Origin of the sequence: Streptomyces sp. C1-1, assembly GCF_050214755.1 — a bacterium.
In the GTDB taxonomy this organism is placed as follows: domain Bacteria; phylum Actinomycetota; class Actinomycetes; order Streptomycetales; family Streptomycetaceae; genus Streptomyces.
In genome coordinates, this window is the sequence record NZ_CP189826.1 from 6,535,545 (window position 1) to 6,556,319 (window position 20,775).

The 20,775-nt window shown below is 72.6% G+C and carries 15 protein-coding genes; 11 read left to right on the top strand and 4 right to left on the bottom strand.

The features are described 5' to 3' along the window. Window positions 1-3 precede the first annotated feature (3 nt). Complete coding sequence (locus ACQF4J_RS29785) at window positions 4-4,140, bottom strand: HAMP domain-containing protein (RefSeq protein ID WP_427167188.1); 4,137 nt, start codon at window positions 4,138-4,140, stop codon at window positions 4-6. A gap of 102 nt (window positions 4,141-4,242) precedes the next feature. On the opposite strand from ACQF4J_RS29785, the gene ACQF4J_RS29790 reads away from it, so the two are divergent. Both ACQF4J_RS29790 and hemW read left to right on the top strand, forming a co-directional pair. Continuing rightward, complete coding sequence (locus ACQF4J_RS29790) at window positions 4,243-6,159, top strand: ATP-binding SpoIIE family protein phosphatase (RefSeq protein ID WP_351568555.1); 1,917 nt, start codon at window positions 4,243-4,245, stop codon at window positions 6,157-6,159. Between the two features lie 31 nt (window positions 6,160-6,190). Beyond that, on the top strand, window positions 6,191-7,423 hold the full coding sequence (gene hemW, locus ACQF4J_RS29795; RefSeq protein WP_351801824.1) for a radical SAM family heme chaperone HemW: 1,233 nt from the start codon (window positions 6,191-6,193) through the stop codon (window positions 7,421-7,423). A gap of 12 nt (window positions 7,424-7,435) precedes the next feature. On the opposite strand, the gene ACQF4J_RS29800 is transcribed toward hemW, so the two are convergent. Beyond that, window positions 7,436-8,245 (bottom strand): DUF3097 domain-containing protein, encoded by an 810-nt coding sequence (locus tag ACQF4J_RS29800; protein ID WP_427167189.1) that lies wholly within the window; start codon window positions 8,243-8,245, stop codon window positions 7,436-7,438. Window positions 8,246-8,276: 31 nt separating this feature from the next. Continuing rightward, on the bottom strand, window positions 8,277-9,008 hold the full coding sequence (locus ACQF4J_RS29805; protein WP_351568546.1) for an MBL fold metallo-hydrolase: 732 nt from the start codon (window positions 9,006-9,008) through the stop codon (window positions 8,277-8,279). A gap of 150 nt (window positions 9,009-9,158) precedes the next feature. Between ACQF4J_RS29805 and hrcA the strand changes: the two genes are divergently transcribed. The 9 genes from hrcA to ACQF4J_RS29850 all read left to right on the top strand — a co-directional run bounded on the left by hrcA (window position 9,159) and on the right by ACQF4J_RS29850 (window position 19,463). Next, on the top strand, window positions 9,159-10,175 hold the full coding sequence (gene hrcA / locus ACQF4J_RS29810; RefSeq protein WP_142151899.1) for a heat-inducible transcriptional repressor HrcA: 1,017 nt from the start codon (window positions 9,159-9,161) through the stop codon (window positions 10,173-10,175). Further along, window positions 10,176-11,309 carry a molecular chaperone DnaJ gene (dnaJ, locus tag ACQF4J_RS29815; protein WP_351568540.1) on the top strand — a complete coding sequence of 378 codons (1,134 nt, stop codon included), beginning with the start codon at window positions 10,176-10,178 and terminating at the stop codon, window positions 11,307-11,309. A gap of 78 nt (window positions 11,310-11,387) precedes the next feature. Then, window positions 11,388-12,464: a nitronate monooxygenase gene (locus ACQF4J_RS29820; RefSeq protein WP_351568537.1), complete on the top strand. Its 1,077-nt coding sequence runs from the start codon at window positions 11,388-11,390 to the stop codon at window positions 12,462-12,464. Beyond that, on the top strand, window positions 12,461-13,213 hold the full coding sequence (locus ACQF4J_RS29825; protein ID WP_351568534.1) for a 16S rRNA (uracil(1498)-N(3))-methyltransferase: 753 nt from the start codon (window positions 12,461-12,463) through the stop codon (window positions 13,211-13,213). Before ACQF4J_RS29820 ends, ACQF4J_RS29825 begins: the two co-directional genes overlap by 4 nt. 106 nt (window positions 13,214-13,319) lie before the next feature. Continuing rightward, entirely contained in the window at window positions 13,320-13,889 is a 570-nt protein-coding gene (locus ACQF4J_RS29830) for a hypothetical protein (protein ID WP_427168639.1), read from the top strand. Window positions 13,890-13,934: 45 nt separating this feature from the next. Next, entirely contained in the window at window positions 13,935-17,135 is a 3,201-nt protein-coding gene (locus tag ACQF4J_RS29835) for a S41 family peptidase (RefSeq protein WP_427167190.1), read from the top strand. Window positions 17,136-17,183: 48 nt separating this feature from the next. After that, window positions 17,184-17,537, top strand: coding sequence for a histidine triad nucleotide-binding protein (locus ACQF4J_RS29840; protein WP_351568522.1), 354 nt, complete (start codon window positions 17,184-17,186; stop codon window positions 17,535-17,537). A gap of 10 nt (window positions 17,538-17,547) precedes the next feature. Beyond that, window positions 17,548-18,453, top strand: a complete 906-nt coding sequence (locus ACQF4J_RS29845; protein WP_351801822.1) for a ribonuclease Z — start codon at window positions 17,548-17,550, stop codon at window positions 18,451-18,453. Window positions 18,454-18,473: 20 nt separating this feature from the next. Next, window positions 18,474-19,463: an adenosine deaminase gene (locus tag ACQF4J_RS29850; RefSeq protein ID WP_351568512.1), complete on the top strand. Its 990-nt coding sequence runs from the start codon at window positions 18,474-18,476 to the stop codon at window positions 19,461-19,463. Here ACQF4J_RS29850 and ACQF4J_RS29855 read toward each other — a convergent pair. After that, entirely contained in the window at window positions 19,460-20,713 is a 1,254-nt protein-coding gene (locus tag ACQF4J_RS29855) for an MFS transporter (protein ID WP_427167191.1), read from the bottom strand. The genes ACQF4J_RS29850 and ACQF4J_RS29855 overlap by 4 nt on opposite strands. Between the last annotated feature and the right edge of the window lie 62 nt (window positions 20,714-20,775).

Sequence of the window (20,775 nt, forward strand, 5' to 3'; positions counted from 1 at the left end):
GCCTCATTCGTTTTCGGGCGTCGGTGTCGCCGCCGCCTCCTCGATGTCCGTCCGTTCCGCGGCCCCCGCGCCCTCCGGATCCAGCAGACCGCAGACGACGGTCAGCAACTGGTCGACGTCCACCGGCTTCGGTACGTAGTCGTTCGCGCCCCGCGCGATGGACTTCTCGCGGTCGCCGGGCATCGCCTTCGCGGTGAGCGCGACGATCGGCAGGCCGGTCCAGCGCGGGGCGCGGCGGATGGCGGAGATCGTCTCGTAGCCGTCCATCTCCGGCATCATGATGTCCATCAGGACGAGCTCGACGTCCGGGTTGCGTTCCAGGGTCTCGATGCCCTCGCGGCCGTTCTCCGCGTACAGCACCGGCATGCCGACGCGGCCGAGGACGTGCGTGAGGGCGAAGACGTTGCGGATGTCGTCGTCCACGATCAGCACCCGCCGTCCCGGCAGGACCTGACCGGCCCGGCCCGCCTTCCAGGCCTCCAGCTTGGTGGGGGCGGGCCAGGAGTCGTCGACGTCGTGCGTGGCCGTGTGCGGCTCGGCCGACAGCTGCTCGGGCACCGGCAGCGGACGGTTCTCGGCGACCGGTCCGGTCGCCGGGTGGCCGGGGCTGACGACGGGGACGTAGAGCGTGAAGGTGGAGCCCTTGCCCGGTTCGCTCTCGGCGACGATCCGGCCGCCCAGCAGGCCCGCGATCTCCCGGCTGATGGACAGGCCGAGGCCGGTGCCGCCGTACTTGCGGTTGGTGGTGCCGTCGGCCTGCTGGAACGCCTCGAAGATCACCGGGAGTTTCTCCGGCGCGATGCCGATGCCGGTGTCGGAGACGGCGAAGGCGATCACCTGGTCGCTGCCCTGGACGTAGCGGTGCTCGGGGTCCTGCACCCTGTTGACCCGCAGCTCCACCCGGCCGGTCGCGGTGAACTTGATCGCGTTGGAGAGCAGGTTGCGCAGGATCTGCTGCAGGCGCTGCTCGTCCGAGTACATCTCGCGCGGCACGTCCTCGCCGACCGCCACCTCGAAGGCGAGCCCGCGGTCCAGGGTGAGCGGGCGGAAGGTGGCGTGGACGTAGTCGAGGAGCTTGATGAGCGGCAGCTTCTTCGGGCGTACGTCCATCCGGCCGGCCTCGATCTTCGACAGGTCCAGGATGTCGTTGATCAGTTGCAGCAGGTCGGAGCCGGAGCGGTGGATCGTCGTCGCGAACTGCACCTCCTGGTCCGACAGATGGCCGTCGGGGTTGTCCGACAGCAGGCGGGCCAGGATCAGCAGGGAGTTCAGCGGCGTCCGCAGTTCGTGCGACATGTTCGCCAGGAACTCCGACTTGTACTGCGAGCTGGTGGCCAGCAGGGCCGCCTTCTCCTCCAGTTCGGCGTTCGAGCGCTGCAACTCGGCCTGCTGCTTCTGCAGTTCGTCGGACCGCTCCTGCAGCTGCATCGCCAGGCGCTGGGACTCGCCGAGCAGGGACTCGGTGCGGGAGTTGGCGATGATGGTGTTGATCGCGACGCCGATGGTGTTCACGAACTGGTCGAAGAAGGCCAGATGGACGTCGGAGAAGCGGGAGAACGAGGCGAGTTCGATCACGCCGAGGAGCTTGTCCTCGAAGAGGATCGGGATGATCACGACACTGGTCGGGGCCGCCTCGCCGAGTCCGCTGTTGATCTTGATGTAGTCCGGTGGGGCCTCCTCGACCAGGATCCGCTTCTTCTCGCGGGCCGCCTGGCGGACCAGGCCGTGCACCGGCAGCCCGCCGGTCTCGACGGTCGCCCCCTGTGCCGAGCCGTAGCCCGCGATGAACGCCAGCCCCTTCGCGGGGACGGTGGTGCGGATGGAGGCTCCGTCCTCGTCCGGGTCGGCCAGGAAGAACGCCCCGTACTGGGCGTTCACCAGCGGTGTCAGCTCCCGCAGGATCAGGTCGGCGACCTCCATCAGGTCGCGGTGGCCCTGCATCAGGGCCGCGAGGCGGGCCAGGTTGGACTCCAGCCAGTCCTTGGCGCGGGTCGTCTCGCGGAGGTTGGCCACCATCAGGTTGATGTTGTCCTTGAGCTCGGCGACCTCGCCCTGGGTCTCCACCGTGATCGAGCGGGACATGTCGCCCTGCGCCACCGCGGAGGCCACTTCGGCGATCGCGCGGACCTGGGTGGTCAGGTTCGACGCCAGTTCGTTCACGTTGGTCGTCAGGCGCTTCCAGGTGCCGTACACGCCCTCCACCCGGGCCTGGCCGCCGAGTTGGCCCTCCGAGCCGACCTCGCGGGCGACGCGGGTGACCTCCGACGAGAAGGACGACAGCGTGTCGACCATGGTGTTGATGGCGGTCTTCAGTTCCAGGATCTCGCCGCGGGCGTCCACGTCGATCTTCTTCGACAGGTCGCCGTTGGCCACGGCTGTCGTCACCTGCGCGATGTTGCGGACCTGCGAAGTGAGGTTGTCCGCCATGTAGTTGACGTTGTCGGTCAGATCCCGCCAGACGCCGGACACGCCCAGCACCTGGGCGCGTCCGCCCAGCCGGCCGTCCGTTCCGACCTCGCGGGCGACGCGGGTGACCTCGTCGGCGAAGGCGCGCAGCTGTTCCACCATCGTGTTGACGGTGTCCTTCAGTTCCAGGATCTCGCCGCGGGCGTCGACGGTGATCTTCTTCGACAGGTCGCCGTTGGCCACGGCTGTCGTCACCTGTGCGATGTTGCGCACCTGCGACGTCAGGTTCAGCGCCATGAAGTTGACGTTGTCGGTGAGGTCCTTCCAGACCCCGGAGACGCCCCGTACCTGCGCCTGGCCGCCGAGGTTGCCCTCGGTGCCGACCTCGCGGGCGACGCGGGTGACCTCGTCGGCGAAGGCGGAGAGCTGGTCCACCATCGTGTTGATCGTCGACTTCAGCTCCAGGATCTCGCCCTTCGCCTCCACCGTGATCTTCTTGCCGAGGTCGCCCTGGGCGACCGCCGTCGACACCAGGGCGATGTTGCGGACCTGCGACGTCAGGTTGTCCGCCATGAAGTTGACGTTGTCGGTGAGGTCCTTCCAGACCCCCGAGACGCCGCGCACCTGGGCCCGGCCGCCGAGGTTGCCCTCGGTGCCGACCTCGCGGGCGACCCTCGTCACCTCGTCGGCGAAGGCGGAGAGCTGGTCCACCATCGTGTTGATCGTCGACTTCAGCTCCAGGATCTCGCCCTGCGCGTCGACGGTGATCTTCTGCGACAGATCGCCGTTGGCGACGGCCGTGGTGACCTGGGCGATGTTGCGGACCTGCGACGTCAGGTTCGACGCCATGAAGTTGACGTTGTCGGTGAGGTCCTTCCAGACCCCGGAGACGCCGCGCACCTGGGCCCGGCCGCCCAGCTGGCCCTCCGTCCCCACCTCGCGGGCGACGCGGGTGACCTCGTCGGCGAAGGCGGAGAGCTGGTCGACCATCGTGTTCACGGTGAGCTTCAGTTCCAGCAGCTCACCGGTCGCCTCGACCGTGACCGTACGGGTCAGGTCGCCGCGCGCCACCGCCGTCGTCACCAGGGCGATGTCCCGCACCTGAGCGGTCAGCCGGGCGGCCATCGTGTTGACCGCCTCGGTCACGTCGCGCCAACTCCCGGACAGACCCTGCACCTTGGCCCGCCCGCCGAGCCGCCCCTCCGTGCCCACCTCGCGCGCGACCCGGGTCACCTCGCCGGTGAACAGCGACAGCTGGTCGACCATCTTGTTCACGGCCCGGCCCAGCCGCCGCAGGTCACCCCTGAGCTGACGGTTGCCGTCGTGCAGATCGACCCGCTGCGTCAGATCGCCCCCGGCCACCGCGTCCAGCACCCGGGTCGCGTTCGCCGCCGGGGCCACCAGGGCGTCCAGCAGCTGGTTGACATCGGTGACCCGGGCCGCCCAGGCGCCCTGCCCCGGGCTCGCCGACAGCCGCTCGTCGAGCCGCCCGTGCCGCACCAGCTCCCGCTTGACCCGCTGCACCTCGCGGTTGAAGTGCATGTTCCGGTCGGCGATCTGGTTGAAGACGGCGGTCAGTTCGGCCACCATGCCGTGCCCCGTCTCGGGCACCTTCGTGAAGTCGCCGTCCCGGGCCGCCGTCATCGCCGCGAGCAGCGGGCGTAGCTCCGATGCTCGGACTTGTTCCGGTTTTTGTCCGTCTTCGAGCGTACGCATAGCACTGTTCTCACTCATGGCGGCCCACTTCGGTAACTCGGCGCTTATGGGCGTGGTCAGTCTGTCACTCTGTCCGCATCGACCGAGGCGTATTCGTCCGAACTGCTCGGGGAGCTGGACATGGGGGCCGTTCCGATCCAACGGAAGACCGCTGCCCGTGCCCTCGACGCGCCCGCGCACGGGGAAGCGCGCGCGGACACGAGTGCGCGGGCGCACGCCACCCTGCCCGGGAGCTCCGTCGCGCCCGGATCCGCCCGCTCGCTCCTGCGCGCCGCCTTCGCCCGGTGGGCGGACGCCGAACTGCCCGGCGCCGACCGCCTCACCGGCCGGCTCGCCGAGGACGCGCTGCTCGTCGTCAGCGAGCTCGTCACCAACGCCGTCGTGCACGCCGGCACCGACGTCCACGTGACCTGCCGGCTGGAGGAGACCGCCGGCACCCTGCTCGTCGAGGTCCGCGACCACCACCCCTCCCGGCCGCCCCGCGGCACGGACGCGGAGCCCTCGCGCGGGACGCACGAGTACGGCCGCGGACTGCGCCTGGTCGCCGAGCTCGCCGAGTCCTGGGGCGTCACCTACAGCAGGGGCGCCAAGACGGTGTGGGCGCGGCTGCCGGCCGAGGAGGGCGCGGCCGCCGACGAGACCGCGGGCGGCGCGGTGGAGTACGGCCTCGACGTCGCCCGCTTCCTCGCCCCCGAGTCGCTGCGGGCCGAACGCGACGCGGACTGGCTCAACCGGGGCGCCCTGTCCTTCCTCGCCGAGGCCTCCGACCTGCTCGCCGGGCAGCTCGACGAGAACCTGGTCGCCGCGCTCACCGGACAGCTGATCGTGCCGCGGCTCGCCGACTGGTGCGCCGTATGGCTGGAGGACGAGGTGATGGGCCGCTGGGAGACCCTCGACACCGGTCCGCCGCCCCATGGAAGCGGCGGCACCGGACCGCGGCTGGCCCGTGTCTGGCACGGCAGCGAGAACCGCATCGAGGAGCTGCGCCGGGTGCTGGAGAAGGACCCGCCGCCCCCGCCGGGAGCCCTGCAGTCGGGGCCCGTCGCCCACCCCTGGCCGGCCGAGGCGCTCGACCCGCGCGACGCCCACGGCGCGGCGCTCGCCTACCGCCTGATCGCCGGCGGCCGCCCGCTCGGCACCCTCGTCATCGGCCGCGCCGGGCTCCTGCGCTTCCCCGACGAGGTCACCGGGCTCGTCGAGGACCTCAGCCGCCGGGTGGCCCTCGCCATCGGCGCGGCCCGCCAGTACGCCCGCCAGGCCACCATCAGCAAGGTCCTGCAGCGCGGCCTGCTGCCCGCCGCCGTCGCCGAGATCCCCGGCGTGCGCAGCGCCCTCGTCTACGAGCCGTGCGACAAGGGCGGCCCCAGCGGCGACTTCTACGACCTCTTCCCGGCCGGCGACGGCCGCTGGTGCTTCGCCGTCGGGGACGTCCAGGGCAAGGGCCCCGAGGCGGCCGTCGTCATCGGCCTCGCCCGCCCCTGGCTGCGGCTGCTGGCCCGCGAGGGCTACGGCGTCGCCGGCGTCCTCGACCGCCTCAACCGGCTCCTCCTCGACGACGCGACGGAGGCCGCGGACGCGGCGGCCCGGGCCCTGGTCCAGCCGGTCGGCCCCGCCGACGGCCCGCAGACCCGCTTCCTGTCCCTCCTCTACGGCGAGCTGACCCCCTTCGACGGCGGAGTCCGCTGCACCCTCGCCTCGGCCGGCCACCCGCTGCCCCTGCTGCTCGGAGCCGACGGGGACGTCCGCACGGCCGCCCGCCCGCAGACCCTCCTCGGCGTCGTCGAGGACGAGACGTACAGCAGCGAGAGCTTCGCCCTGCGCCCCGGCGACAGCCTCCTGTGCGTCACCGACGGCGTCACCGAGCGCCGCTCAGGCTCCGCCCAGTTCGACGACGCCGACGGCCTCGCCACCGCGCTGGCCGGCTGCGCCGGCCTGAGCGCCCAGCTGATCGCGGAGCGCATCAGACGCCTGGTGCACGAGTTCGGCGGCCGGCCGCCCGAGGACGACCTGGCGCTGCTGGTGCTGCAGGCGGAGTGAGCAGCCGCGCCGGTACGGGACAATGGAGGGCATGCCTTCCGCACTCCCCGACGGCGAGCCGGTCCCCGCCGACGGCGCACTGCCCGCGTCCGCACTCGCCGGGGCCGCCGCCCGACCCCTCGGCTTCTACCTGCACGTCCCGTACTGCGCGACCCGCTGCGGGTACTGCGACTTCAACACCTACACCGCCACCGAGCTGCGCGGCACGGGCGGTGTCCTGGCCTCCCGCGACAACTACGCGGACACCCTGATCGACGAGATCCGCCTGGCCCGCAAGGTCCTGGGCGACGACCCGCGGCAGGTCCGCACGGTCTTCGTCGGCGGCGGCACCCCGACGCTGCTGGCCGCCGGCGACCTCGTACGGATGCTCGGTGCGATCCGCGACGAGTTCGGACTCGCGGCGGACGCCGAGGTCACCACGGAGGCGAACCCCGAGTCGGTCGACCCCGCCTACCTCGCCGCCCTCCGCGAGGGCGGCTTCAACCGGATCTCCTTCGGCATGCAGAGCGCGCGGCAGCACGTGCTGAAGGTCCTGGACCGCACCCACACGCCCGGCCGCCCCGAGGCGTGCGTGGCCGAGGCGAGGGCGGCGGGCTTCGAGCACGTCAACCTGGACCTGATCTACGGCACCCCGGGCGAGTCGGACGACGACTGGCGGGCCTCGCTGGAGGCGGCGATCGGCGCGGGCCCGGACCATGTGTCGGCGTACGCGCTGATCGTCGAGGAGGGCACGCAGCTGGCCCGCCGGATCCGGCGCGGCGAGATCCCGATGACCGACGACGACGTCCACGCGGACCGGTACCTGATCGCGGAGGACATCCTGTCGGGCGCCGGCTTCGACTGGTACGAGGTCTCCAACTGGGCGACCGCTCCCGACGCCCGCTGCCTGCACAACGAGCTGTACTGGCGCGGCGCCGACTGGTGGGGCGCGGGCCCCGGAGCGCACTCGCACGTCGGCGGGGTGCGCTGGTGGAACGTGAAGCACCCCGGCGCCTACGCGGCGGCCCTGGCGGCGGGGAAGTCCCCGGGGGCCGGCCGCGAGGTGCTGTCGGAGGAGGACCGGCGGGTGGAGCGCGTCCTGCTGGAGCTGCGCCTGCGCGACGGCGTGCCCCTGGAGCTGCTGAAGCCGGCCGGGCTGGCGGCGGCGCGCCGGGCCCTGACCGACGGACTGCTGCGGCAGGACCCGTACGAGGAGGGCCGGGCCGTGCTGACCCTGCGGGGGCGGCTGCTGGCGGACGCGGTGGTCAGGGACCTGGTCGACTGACCGCCGCCCGGCTCACTCCGGAGCGGTGACGAAGTCGATCAGTTCCTCCACGCGGCCGAGCAGCTCAGGCTCCAGGTCCTTGTAGGAACCCACCCGCTTCAGGATCGCCTGCCACACGGCACCCGTGTTCTCCGACGGCCAGCCCAGCGCCCGGCACACCCCGGTCTTCCAGTCCTGGCCGTGCGGGACGCGCGGCCACGCCTCGATGCCCAGGGACGACGGCTTCACCGCCTCCCAGATGTCGATGTAGGGATGCCCGACGACCAGCGCGTGCTCGCTGGTCACCTCCTGGGCGATCCGCCACTCCTTGGTGCCCGGCACCAGATGGTCCACCAGGACGCCCAGCCGGGCGTCCGGGCCCGGCGCGAACTCGGCCACGATCGACGGCAGGTCGTCGACGCCCTCCAGGTACTCCACGACCACGCCCTCGATCCGCAGGTCGTCGCCCCAGACCTTCTCCACCAGTTCGGCGTCGTGCCGGCCCTCGACGTAGATCCGCCCGGCGCGGGCCACGCGCGCGCGTGCGCCGGGGACGGCGACCGAGCCGGACGCCGTACGCGTGGGCCGTACCGGAGCGGCGCCGGCGGGGCGGACGAGCGTCACCACCCGGCCCTCCAGCAGGAACCCGCGCGGCTCCATCGGGAACACCCGGTGCTTGCCGAACCGGTCCTCCAGAGTGACCGCGCCCGCCTCGCAGCGGATCACCGCGCCGCAGAAACCGGTACCCGCCTCCTCGACCACCAGACCGGGCTCCGCCGGGACCTCGACGACGGGCTCGGGCTTCTTCCACGGCGGGGTCAGGTCCGGCGAGTACTGGCGCATTCGCATGACGATAGGAGAAGCACCCCGGCGATCATCGCGACACGCCGAAACGTGCCGCCAGCGCGTCCCGTTGCGCCCGGACGAACGCCGCGTCCACCACCGCTCCGTGACCGGGCACGTACAAGGCGTCCCCGCCGCCCAGGTCGAGCAGGCGGTCGAGGGCGGCGGGCCAGTGGGAGGGTACGGCGTCGGGGCCCGCCTGCGGCTCGCCGGACTCCTCGACCAGATCGCCGCAGAAGACGACCTCGGGGGAGCCGGGCACCAGGACGGCGAGGTCGTGCGCGGTGTGTCCGGGCCCCACGTTCGCCAGCAGCACCTGCCGGCCGCCGCCCAGGTCCAGGGTCCACTCGCCGCAGACGTGATGGCGGGGCGGGACCAGGGAGTCCACCGCCTCGTCGGCCGCGCGCGCGTCCAGCCCGTTGCGCACCGCGTCCTCGCGCAGCGCCTCGCGCGCGTGCCGGGCGCCGAGCAGCGCGTCCACGCCCACCGCGCCGTACACCTCCGCGCCCGCGAACGCCGCCGCACCGAGGACATGGTCGAAATGCGGGTGGGTCAGCGCGAGATGGGTCACACGATGTCCGGCCAGTTCCCCGGCCTGGGACCGCAGCAGCGCGCCCTCCGCGAGGCTCGACCCCGCGTCGATCACCAGGGCCGTGCCGTCCCCGACGACCAGCCCCGCCGTGCAGTCCCAGCCGGGCAGCCGGCACCGCCCGACCCCGGCCGCCACCCGCTCCCACCCGAGCTCTTCCCAAGTCACCGTCATACCGCGACGCTAGCCGGAGGAGCCCCGGGGACGGGACCGACCTTGCCCCGGCGGTACCCGACCGCCGTACACTGGGCCGGGGAGTGCTGGCACTCGGACGGACAGAGTGCCAGGCCAAGCACCAGGGGTCGACATCGGGAGGTGTGCGCGATGCTGAGTGAACGACGGCTTCAGGTACTGCGCGCCATCGTCCAGGACTATGTCGGCACCGAGGAGCCGGTCGGGTCCAAGGCCCTGACCGAGCGGCACAACCTCGGCGTCTCCCCGGCCACGGTCCGCAACGACATGGCGGCCCTGGAGGACGAGGGGTACATCGCCCAGCCGCACACCAGCGCCGGGCGCATCCCCACCGACAAGGGCTACCGCCTGTTCGTCGACAAGCTCGCCGGCGTCAAGCCGATGACCGCGCCCGAGAGGCGCGCGATTCAGAACTTCCTCGACGGCGCCGTCGACCTGGACGACGTGGTCGCCCGCACCGTGCGGCTGCTCGCGCAGCTGACGCGGCAGGTCGCCGTCGTGCAGTATCCGTCGCTGACCCGCTCGACCGTGCGGCACGTGGAGCTGCTCTCGCTCGCCCCCGCGCGCGTGATGCTCGTGCTGATCACGGACACCGGGCGGGTGGAGCAGCGAATGGTCGACTGCCCGGCGCCCTTCGGGGAGGCCTCGCTCGCGGATCTGCGGGCGCGGCTGAACAGCCGGGTCGCGGGACGCCGGTTCACGGACGTGCCGCGGCTGGTCGAGGACCTGCCCGAGGGTTTCGACGTGGAGGACCGGGGCACGGTCTCGACAGTGCTCTCCACCCTCCTCGAAACCCTCGTCGAGGAGAACGAGGAGCGGCTGATGATCGGCGGAACCGCCAATCTGACCCGTTTCGGACATGACTTCCCCCTCACCATCCGGCCCGTGCTCGAGGCGCTGGAGGAGCAGGTCGTGCTCCTCAAGTTGCTTGGCGAGGCCGGAGATTCGGGCATGACCGTACGCATCGGTCATGAGAACGCCTACGAGGGACTCAACTCCACGTCCGTGGTCTCGGTCGGCTACGGTTCGGGCGGCGAGGCAGTCGCCAAACTCGGCGTGGTCGGACCGACCCGCATGGATTACCCGGGAACGATGGGAGCGGTACGCGCAGTGGCACGGTACGTCGGACAGATCCTGGCGGAGTCGTAAGTGGCCACGGACTACTACGCCGTTCTCGGCGTGCGCCGCGACGCGTCGCAGGAAGAGATCAAGAAGGCCTTCCGGCGGCTCGCACGCGAGCTGCACCCGGACGTCAACCCCGATCCGAAGACCCAGGAGCGGTTCAAGGAGATCAACGCCGCTTACGAGGTGCTCTCGGACCCGCAGAAGAAGCAGGTCTACGACCTCGGCGGCGACCCGCTCTCGCAGGCGGGCGGCGGCGCGGGCGGCTTCGGCGCCGGCGGCTTCGGGAACTTCTCGGACATCATGGACGCGTTCTTCGGCACGGCGTCCCAGCGCGGTCCGCGCTCGCGCACCCGGCGCGGCCAGGACGCGATGATCCGGCTGGAGATCGAGCTGGACGAGGCGGCCTTCGGCACGACCAAGGACATCCAGGTCGACACGGCCATCGTCTGCAACACCTGCAACGGCGAGGGGGCGGCCCCCGGCACCTCCGCGCAGACGTGCGACATGTGCCGCGGCCGCGGTGAGGTCTCGCAGGTGACCCGGTCCTTCCTGGGCCAGGTCATGACCTCGCGGCCCTGCCCGCAGTGCCAGGGCTTCGGCACGGTCGTGCCGACGCCGTGCCCGGAGTGCGCTGGCGACGGCCGCATCCGCTCGCGTCGCACGCTGACGGTCAAGATCCCCGCCGGTGTGGACAACGGCACCCGCATCCAGCTCGCGGGCGAGGGCGAGGTCGGTCCGGGCGGTGGCCCGGCCGGTGACCTGTACGTGGAGATCCACGAGCTCCCGCACTCGACGTTCCAGCGGCGCGGCGACGACCTGCACTGCACGGTGACGATCCCGATGACGGCGGCGTCCCTCGGCACCAAGGTGCCGCTGGAGACGCTGGACGGCATGGAGGAGGTCGACATCCGGCCCGGCACCCAGTCCGGCCAGTCGATCCCGCTGCACGGCCGGGGCGTCACACATCTGCGCGGCGGCGGCCGGGGCGACCTCATCGTCCACGTCGAGGTCCAGACCCCGACGAAGCTCGACCCCGAGCAGGAGCGGTTGCTGCGCGAGCTGGCGAAGCTGCGTGGTGAGGAACGCCCCCAGGGCCAGTTCCAGCCGGGTCAGCAGGGCCTGTTCTCGCGCCTGAAGGACGCGTTCAACGGTCGCTGAGGCGCAGTCGTCCCCGTCACCCAGGTGACGGGGACGACCCGATTCGGACTTGTTCGGGGGACGTGACAACATGCGGGCATGTCCTCCGCGCTGACCGATCTCTTCCCTCACCCGATCGTGCAGGCCCCCATGGCGGGTGGCGTTTCCGTACCGCATCTCGCCCAGGCCGTGTCCGAGGCCGGCGGGCTGGGGTTCCTGGCCGCCGGGTACAAGACCGCCGACGGCATGTACCAGGAGATCAAGCAGCTCCGCGGACTGACCAAGCGTCCCTTCGGCGTCAACCTCTTCATGCCGCAGGCCGACCACACCGACCGGTCCGCCGTCGAGGTATACGCCCACCAGCTGGCCGGTGAGGCCGCCTGGTACGAGACCGAGCTGGGCGACCCCGACAGTGGCCGTGACGACGGCTACGACGCCAAGCTCGCCGTGCTGCTCGACAACCCGGTGCCGGTGGTCTCGTTCCACTTCGGCGTGCCGAGCCCGGAGGTCGTCGACTCGCTGCACCGCCTCGGCACCTACACCCTCGTCACCGCGACCACCGCGGAGGAGGCCCTCGCCGTCGAGCGGGCCGGCGCCGACGCGGTGATCGCGCAGGGCGTGGAGGCCGGCGGCCACCAGGGCACCCACCGCGACCTCCCCGAGAACGACGGCTCCGGCATCGGCCTGCTCTCCCTCGTCGCCCAGGTACGCGAGACCGTGAGCCTGCCGATCGTCGCCGCCGGCGGCATCATGCGGGGCAGCCAGATCGCCGCCGTCCTCGCGGCGGGCGCGACCGCGGCACAGCTCGGCACCGCGTTCCTCGCCACCCCCGAGTCCGGTGCGGCCGCCGTCCACAAGCAGGCCCTGACCAACCCGCTGTTCGTGCGTACGGAGCTGACCCGGGCCTTCTCCGGCCGCCCCGCCCGCGGCCTGGTCAACCGCTTCCTGCGCGAGCACGGCCCGTACGCGCCCGCCGCCTACCCCGACGTCCACCACCTCACCGCGCCGCTGCGCAAGAAGGCCGCCGCGGGCGCGGACGCGCAGGGCATGGCGCTGTGGGCCGGGCAGGGCCACCGCATGGCGCGCGAGATGCCCGCCGGGCAGCTGGTGGAGGTCCTGGCCGCCGAACTCGACGCGGCCCGGACAGCGTTGTCGGACAAGGGAGGGCTGCGATGACCGCGCCGGTGTTCGTCGTCGAGTCGCTGGAGGGCGTGGGCCCCGGCTCGGTCGTCGAGGTGGAGGGTCCCGAGGGACGGCACGCGGTGTCGGTGAAGCGGATGCAGGCCGGCGAGGACGTGGTGCTGACCGACGGCAGGGGCCGTGGGGCGGCAGGAGTCGTCCTCAGCGTCTCCGGGAAGGACCGTCTGGTCGTCGAGCCCCTCGAGTTCCCGGTGGAACCCGAACCGTCCCCGCGGATCACCGTCGTCCAGGCCCTGCCCAAGGGCGACCGCGGTGAACTGGCCGTCGAGACGATGACCGAGACCGGAGTGGACGCCATCGTCCCCTGGTCGGCCGCCCGTTGCATCACCCAGTGGAAGGGCGAGCGGGGACTGAAGGCGCTCGCCAAGTGGCGGGCCACCGCCCGCGAGGCCGGCAAGCAGTCCCGCCGGCTGCGCTTCCCGGAGGTCGCGGACGCGGCGACCAGCAAGCAGGTTGCCGCACTTCTCGCCAAAGCCGACCTCGCCGCCGTCCTGCACGAGGACCGGGACTACGGCAGCGAGCCGCTGGCGACCGCCGAACTCCCCGCCCAGGGAGAGATCGTGCTGGTCGTCGGGCCCGAAGGGGGCGTCTCCCCGGAGGAGTTGGCGCTCTTCGAGGAGGCGGGTGCGAAGGCGTACCGGCTCGGGCGCAGCGTGCTGCGCACCTCGACCGCCGGCACCGCGGCCACCGCCCTGCTCCTCGGCCGCACCGGCCGCTGGTCGTGACACCGGTCGCGTAGGACCGGCTCCCGGTGGCAAGGGGGCGCACGGGGCGCTTTCGTGGCCGTATGCGCTCTACCGCGTGACCGCGGTCAGTGGCAGGCTGCCCTCCATGGGGGCGTTGAGGCGAAACTGGCGGCGGCCGCGAGGACGGCGGGTGGCGGCTGTGGCGGGGCTTGCCCTGCTGGCCTTCGGCGGGGTCGTGGCCTGTGATCCGGCCGGGCTCAGCGCCGCGGCCGTGGCCTACACGACCGACCAGACGGCGACCGCGGAGCTCAAGCGGCAGCACGTGGACGTCCAGTGGCTCAGCTGCACGGCCAACTACGGGAACAACAACAAGAACTCCACGTCCGGCAGTTCGATGCCCTCGGCGAGCGAGACCACCGTCGCCGACGTCGACTGCCAGGGGCAGACCAAGGACGGCAAGGAGATCACCGTCACCGGAAAGGTCACCCGCGCCGTCGACGGCGCCTGTGTGCGCGGCGATCTCACCGCCAAGGTCGGCGGCAAGACGTGGTTCCACGTGAGCGGCCTCGGCAACTGCACGTCCACCCCGTCACCCATCCTGAACAACCCGGGCAACGGCAACGGCAACCAGCCCGGGCCGACCGTCACCGTGACCGTCACCCGGACCATCTGGTGCAAGGGCGACCCGAAGTGCTGGCCGGCCCAGGGCAAGTGATCCAAACCCCTGTCCCGCGACGGTGCGGCTGCCTAGAGTGATCGGGTGACTCAGCTCGCAGCCTCCGCGTATCTCCGGCATCCGCACCTGCACGGCGAGTTGATCGCCTTCACCGCCGAGGACGACGTGTGGATCGCGCCCCTCGACGGCGGCCGGGCCTGGCGGGTCAGCGCCGACAACGTCCCCGTCGACCACCCCCGCATCTCGCCCGACGGCGCCACCGTCGCCTGGACCTCCGCCCGCGACGGCGCCCCCGAGGTGCACGTCGCCCCCGTCGACGGCGGCGCCGCCAAACGCCTCACTTACTGGGGGAGTTCGCGCACCCAGGTGCGCGGCTGGACCCCGGACGGCCAGGTCCTCGCCATCAGCACCTACGGCCAGGCGAGCCTGCGCCGCAGCTGGGCCCGCGCGATCCCGCTGGACGGCGGCCCGGCCACCACCCTCCCGCACGGCCCCGTCGGCGACGTCGCCTTCGGTCCCGCCACCGTCCTGCTGTCCGCGCCGATGGGCCGCGAGGCCGCCTGGTGGAAGCGCTACCGGGGCGGTACGGCGGGCAAGCTGTGGATCGACCGGGAGGGCGACGGCGAGTTCGTACGGCTGCACGAGGAGCTGGACGGCAACCTGGAGAGCCCCGTCTGGGGCGGCGACCGCATCGCCTTCCTCTCCGACCACGAGGGCGTCGGCGCCGTCCACTCCTCCCTCGCCGACGGCTCCGACCTGCGCCGGCACACCCCCACCGACGGCTTCTACGCCCGCCACCTGGCCGGCGACGGCACCCGGCTGGTGTACATGTCGGCCGGTGAGCTGTGGATCCTCGACGACCTCGACGGCGCCGAGCCCCGCCGCCTCGACGTCCGGCTCGGCGGGCCCCGCGTCGACCTGCAGCCGTTCCCGGTCAACACCGTCCGCTGGTTCGGCTCCGCCCACCCCGACCACACCGCCCGCGGCAGCGCGGTCGCCGTCCGCGGTTCGGTCCACTGGGTCACCCACCGCTCCGGCCCCGCCCGCGCCCTCGCCGCCGAACCGGGCGTACGCGCCCGGCTGCCGCGCACCTTCCGCGCCGACGGCGAGGAACACGTCGTCTGGGTGACCGACGCCGAGGGCGACGACGCCCTGGAGTTCGCGCCCGCCACCGGCACCGCGCCCGGAGCCACCCCGCGCAGGCTGGCCGCCGGACAGCTCGGCCGGGTCCTCGGCCTCGCCGTCGCCCCCGACGGCAGCCGGGTCGCGGTCGCCACCCACGACGGGCGCGTCCTGCTCGTCGAGCGGGACAGCGGCGAGGTCCGCGAGGTCGACCGCAGCGCCGACGGCGACGTGAGCGGCCTGGTGTTCTCCCCCGACTCCGGCTGGCTGGCCTGGTCCCACCCCGGGCCGCGGCCGCTGCGCCAGCTCCGGCTGGCCAACACCACCGACCTGTCGGTCACCGAGGCGACCCCGCTCCGCTTCCGGGACTACTCACCCACCTTCACCCTGGACGGCAAGCACCTCGCCTTCCTCTCGGCGCGCTCCTTCGACCCCGTCTACGACGAGCACGTCTTCGACCTGGCGTTCGTCGGCGGGTCCCGCCCGCACCTGATCACCCTGGCGGCGACCACCCCGTCCCCGTTCGGCCCGCAGCGCCACGGCCGCCCCTTCGAGGCGCCGGACAAGGACGAGACCCCGGACAGCGAGGGCGCCCCCAGCACCCGTGTCGACCTCGAAGGCCTCGCCGACCGGATCGTGCCCTTCCCGGTCGAGGCCGCCCGCTACTCCACGCTGCGCGCCGCCAAGGACGGCGTGCTGTGGCTGCGCCACCCGGTGCGCGGCGTCCTCGGCGCCTCCCGGGCCAACCCGGACGACCCCGACCCCGAGAGCCGGCTCGAACGCTACGACCTGGCCCAGCAGCGCATCGAGCACCTGGCCTCCGACGCCGACCACTTCGCCGTCAGCGGCGACGGCAAGCGCGTCCTGCTGTGGACGGACGGCAAACTCAAGGTCGTCCCCAGCGACCGGCGCGCCTCGAACGACGACGAGAGCGACACCAACATCACCGTCGACCTCACCCGCATCCGCCAGACCGTCGACCCGGCCGCCGAGTGGCGCCAGATGTACGACGAGACCGGCCGGCTCATGCGGGACAACTTCTGGCGTCCCGACCTCGGCGGCGTCGACTGGGCCGGCGTACTCGACCGCTACCGCCCCGTCCTCGACCGGGTCGCCACCCACGACGACCTGGTCGACCTCCTCTGGGAGGTGCAGGGCGAACTCGGCACCTCGCACGCCTACGTCACCCCGCGCGGCGGCCACGGTCACGGTGAGCGGCAGGGGCTCCTCGGCGCCGACATCTCCCGTCACGAGGACGGCAACTGGCGCATCGACCGCATCCTGCCCGCCGAGACCTCCGACCCCGAGGGGCGTTCCCCGCTCGCCGCGCCCGGCGTCGCCGTACGCCCCGGGGACGCGATCGTCGCGGTGGCCGGCCGGCCGGTCGACCCGGTGACCGGCCCCGGCCCCCTCCTGGTCGGCACGGCGGGCAAGCCGGTCGAACTCACCGTGCTGCCCTCCGGCGGCGGCGACCCCCGCCACGCCGTGGTCGTCCCCGTCGCCGACGAGGAACCCCTCCGGTACCACGCCTGGGTCGGCGACCGCCGCGCCTACGTCCACGAGAAGTCCGGCGGCCGCCTCGGCTACCTGCACGTTCCCGACATGCAGGCCCCCGGCTGGGCCCAGATCCACCGTGACCTGCGGATCGAGGTCGCCCGCGAGGGACTGGTCGTCGACGTCCGCGAGAACCGCGGCGGCCACACCTCCCAGCTCGTCGTCGAGAAGCTGGCCCGCAAGATCGTCGGCTGGGACCTTCCCCGCGGCCTGCGCCCCTACAGCTACCCGGAGGACGCCCCCCGGGGGCCCGTCGTCGCCGTCGCCAACGAGTTCTCCGGCTCCGACGGCGACATCGTCAACGCGGCCATCAAGGCCCTCGGCATCGGCCCGGTCGTGGGCACCCGTACCTGGGGCGGGGTCATCGGCATCGACAGCCGCTACCGCCTGGTCGACGGCACGCTCGTCACCCAGCCGAAGTACGCGTTCTGGCTGGAGGGTTACGAGTGGGGCGTGGAGAACCACGGCGTCGATCCGGATGTGGAGGTCGTACAGCGCCCGCAGGACTACGCGGCCGGCCGCGACACCCAACTGGACGAGGCGATCCGCCTGGCGCTGGAGGCACTGGAGGAACAGCCCGCGAAAACACCGCCGGGTCTGCCCACCTGACGGCGATACGATGCCCGAGTCGACGATCAACGAACTGGAGGAACCGGTATGGCCGGGGAACCGCAGGACGACTGCCTGTTCTGCAAGATCATCGGAGGGCACGTCCCGGCGACGATCGTCCGTGAGACGGAGACGACCGTCGCCTTCCGCGACATCAACCCCCAGGCACCCACCCACGTCCTGGTGATCCCCAAGGCCCACTACCCCAACGCGGCCGAACTCGCCGCCGCCGCACCGGAACTCGCCGCCGACGTCCTGCGCGAGACGAAGGAGGTGGCCGACGAGGAAAAGCTCGACAGCTACCGCGTCGTCTTCAACACCGGCCCCGGCGCCGGCCAGACCGTCTTCCACGCGCACGCGCACGTCCTCGGCGGCCGCGGCCTGCAGTGGCCCCCCGGCTAGTCGAAGCACCGTGTCCGTACGCGAATTGGTCGTCCTCGGCACCGCAAGCCAGGTCCCGACCAGGCACCGCAACCACAACGGCTATCTGCTCCGCTGGGACGGCGAGGGCATCCTCTTCGATCCCGGCGAGGGCACCCAGCGCCAGATGCTGCGTGCCGGAGTCGCCGCGCACGACCTGAACCGCATCTGCGTCACCCACTTCCACGGCGACCACTCCCTGGGGCTGGCCGGCGTCATCCAGCGGATCAACCTCGACAAGGTCCCGCACGAGATCACCGCCCACTACCCGAAGTCCGGGCAGCGCTTCTTCGACCGCCTGCGGTACGCGACGGCCTACCGCGAGACCGTCGGCCTCACCGAGGCGCCGGTGGACCGCGACGGCCCCCTGGCCGCCACCCCGTCGTACACCCTCGACGCCCACCGGCTCTCCCATCCCGTGGAGGCCTACGGCTACCGCCTCACCGAACCCGACGGCCGCCGCATGCTGCCCGACCGCCTCGCCGCGCACGGCATCAAGGGCCCGGACGTGGGCCGCCTGCAGCGCGAGGGCTCGCTGAACGGCGTCTCGCTCGACGACGTCAGCGAGGTCCGCCGCGGCCAGCGGTTCGCGTTCGTCATGGACACCCGCCTGTGCGAGGGCGTGCACGCGCTGGCCGACGGCTGTGACCTGCTCGTCATCGAGTCGACCTTCCTCGACGAGGACACCCACCTCGCGGTGGAGCACGGTCACCTGACCGCCGGCCAGGCGGCGACGGTGGCCCGGGACGCGGGCGTGCGGCATCTGGTGCTGACGCACTTCAGCCAGCGTTACACCGACCCCGAGGAGTTCGAGCGGCAGGCGAGAGCGGCCGGCTTCGAGGGCGAGCTGACCGTCGCGCATGATCTTCTGCGGGTACCGGTTCCGAAACGTCGGTAAAACGCCCGTACGATACTGCGATGCCCCTCCCCAAAGCTGAACTGCACCTCCACATCGAAGGCACCCTGGAACCGGAGCTGGCCTTCGAGCTGGCCGCCCGCAACGGCGTCGTGCTGCCGTACGCGGACACGGACGCACTGCGCAAGGCGTACGACTTCGACGACCTCCAGTCCTTCCTGAACCTGTACTACGAGCTCATGACCGTCCTGCGCACCGAGCGGGACTTCGAGGACCTGGCGAACGCCTACCTCGCCCGGGCCGCCGCGCAGGGCGTGCGGCACGCGGAGATCTTCTTCGACCCGCAGGCCCACCTGGCGCGGGGCATGGACATGGGCACGGTGGTGGAGGGGCTGTGGCGGGCGCTGGGGAGCAGCGAGGCGAGGCACGGCATATCGACCCGGCTGATCCTCTGCTTCCTGCGCGACGAGTCCGCCGAGTCGGCCCTCGAGACCCTTCTGGCCGCCAAGCCCTACCTGGACCGGATCACCGGCGTCGGTCTGGACTCGGCCGAGGTCGGCCACCCGCCCGTGAAGTTCCGCGAGGTGTACGAGGCCGCCGCCGGCCTCGGGCTGCGGCGCGTCGCGCACGCGGGCGAGGAGGGGCCGCCGGAGTACGTCACCGAGGCGCTGGACGTGCTCGGCGTCGAGCGTGTCGACCACGGCCTGCGCTGCATGGAGGACCCGGTCCTGGTCGCCCGGCTGGTCCGGGACCGCGTGCCGCTGACCCTGTGCCCCCTGTCGAACGTCCGTCTGCGCACCGTCGGCACCCTGGCCGACCACCCCCTCCCGGCCATGCTGGACGCGGGTCTGATGTGCACGGTCAACTCCGACGACCCGGCCTACTTCGGCGGCTACGCGGGCGACAACTTCGACGCGGTGCGGCAGACCCTGGGGCTGTCGGAGGACCGGCTGCGCGAGCTGGCCCGCAACTCCTTCCTCGCCTCCTTCCTGGAGGACGACGAGGAGCGCCGGGCCCGGTACCTCGCCGAGGTGGAGGCGTACGAGTTCTAGGCGGCCCTGGTGATGTCCGGCAGTGTCTCGCGCCCCGCAAGGGGCGCGGGGCTGTGCTGGTATGCGGCTCCGCCGCGGGGCGCGACCGGTGCCCACCGGCCCGCGCGCAGGGCGACGGCGGTCATGGGGACGGCGATCACGAGCAGCCCCACCGCCAGGACGACCCCCATCACCGGGTAGCCGGCCCGCTCGGCCAGCACACTTCCCGTCAGGGGGCCCGCCGCCGTGCCCAGTGAGGACGCCGAGCCGACCAGGACCGCCCAGCGGCCGCGCGGGTCGAGGGAGGCGGCGAGGCCGATGACGTACGACAGGACGACCGGGTAGAGCAGGTTCCAGGCGATCTCGCCGGCCGCGAACGACATCAGGTCGGCGGCGGACGCGCTCAGCACGATGCAGCCCGCGATGACGGCCGTGCCGCCGCCGACCGGCACGGCCCGCCCGAACCGGGGTCCGACCGCGCCCGCGACCGTCACACCCAGCAGCCCGGCGCCGAGCGCCACCGCGAAGACCGCGCCGACGGTGGCCTCCGTCAGATGGGCCTGGGCCAGGCCGATCCGGCCGCTGACGCCCCACAGGGCGTTCTGGGCGAGGGACCAGCAGAGCATGGCGGCGGCCAGGACCGTGCCGGAGCGGCGGTGGGGGAGGCGGGTGCCGTCCAGGGGGCTGTGCGCGGTCGCCGTACGGACCGGGAGGCGGCCGGTGAGCGGCCAGACGGCCAGGGCGGTGAGGGCGATCGCGGCCGGCGGCTGCCCGTGGCCCGGACCGAGGTGGGGGACCGTCAGATAGACGGCGCCCGCGAGGGCGGAGACACCGAGCAGGCCGAGGGTGGTCGTGCGGTGGGGGTCGGTCCCCCACGCTCGAACGCCCTCGCGCGGGGGCGCCCCCATGGCGGCGATGCCCGTGGCGGCGACCGTCGTGGCCGTGCCGGAGCCGAGGCCGCCGATCAGGGCGCCGATGACGACCGCGGGGACGCTGTCGGTCAGCGCGGCGGTGCCGTAGCCGAGGACGGCCAGGGTCAGGCCGACGCGGGCCAGGGTGCGGGCGCCGATCCGCTCCACCCGTGAGGCCAGGACGAACCCGGCCGACGCCGAGCTCAGCAGCAGCGCGCTGCCGAGGGCGCCCGCCTGGGTGGTGGTCAGCGGCAGTCCCGAGTCCAGGCGGCCCACGGTGGTGGGCAGCAGGTAGGGAGCGAGGTACCCGGCCGTGAAAAGGGCGACGAGGGGCCAGGCGATGGTGCGGGGGGCGAACACGGGCGTTCCCAGGGCATGCGAAAGGAGCGGTGCGAGAAGGGGGTTGGGCGCAGGCCGTCGAC